1 protein-coding gene is annotated in these 727 nt (G+C 52.8%); it reads right to left on the bottom strand.

Features of this window, described 5'->3' with window-relative positions:
* Nucleotides 1-727 (bottom strand): IS3 family transposase (locus HMPREF3097_RS07655; protein WP_083317982.1); only part of this gene is annotated, 727 nt, incomplete at both ends.

The raw sequence follows: 727 nt of genomic DNA on the forward strand, positions 1-727 counted from the left end.
AGAACTCGATGTATCGCGCGATGGCTTCTTCGAGCTCTTTGGTGGTTTGCCAAACCTTGCCGTAGTACATCTCATTTTTCATACGGCCGAAAAATCCTTCACACGCTGCGTTATCTGGGCTGCAACCCTTTTTAGACATTGAGCTGACAATCCCGTATTTAGCGGTCAAACTGCGCCAGGTGCTACCGCGGTAATGTGCACCCCGGTCAGAATGAAGCACCAGGGAACCATCTGCTTCTGGCTGCTCCGCTTCAATGGCAGCAAGCAGGGTTTCCTGCGCCAACTCCATAGTGGGGTGCACGCTTGTTTTCGCGGCGACGACCTTGCCGTCAAAACAGTCGATTATGGCAGAGAGGTACACGCGACTATCGTGAGCTGCAAAAACACTGATGTCAGTTAGCCACAACTTGTTTGGGCTGTCAGCGTGAAAATTACGGTTCACCAAGTTGTCCGGAGCTGGTGAAATTTCTCCCTGATAGCTGGAGTACCTCCACTTGCGTTTCGGAAAGCGGGGCACGATTCCTTCTTCGCGCATGAGGCGACGAACAACCTTCTCGCTGATGATGATCCCACGATGACGCAACTCCCACCACATGCGTCGATAGCCGTACGTGTTGTCCGACTGCGCGTCGATGGCATGGAGTATGTCACGGATATGCTCGTGCTTATCGGGCCGGCTGCGTTGTTGAAGGTGGTAGTAAAAACTCGATTGTGCAAGGCCGATAGA

This window comes from Corynebacterium sp. HMSC27B11 (assembly GCF_001815985.1).
In the GTDB taxonomy this organism is placed as follows: domain Bacteria; phylum Actinomycetota; class Actinomycetes; order Mycobacteriales; family Mycobacteriaceae; genus Corynebacterium.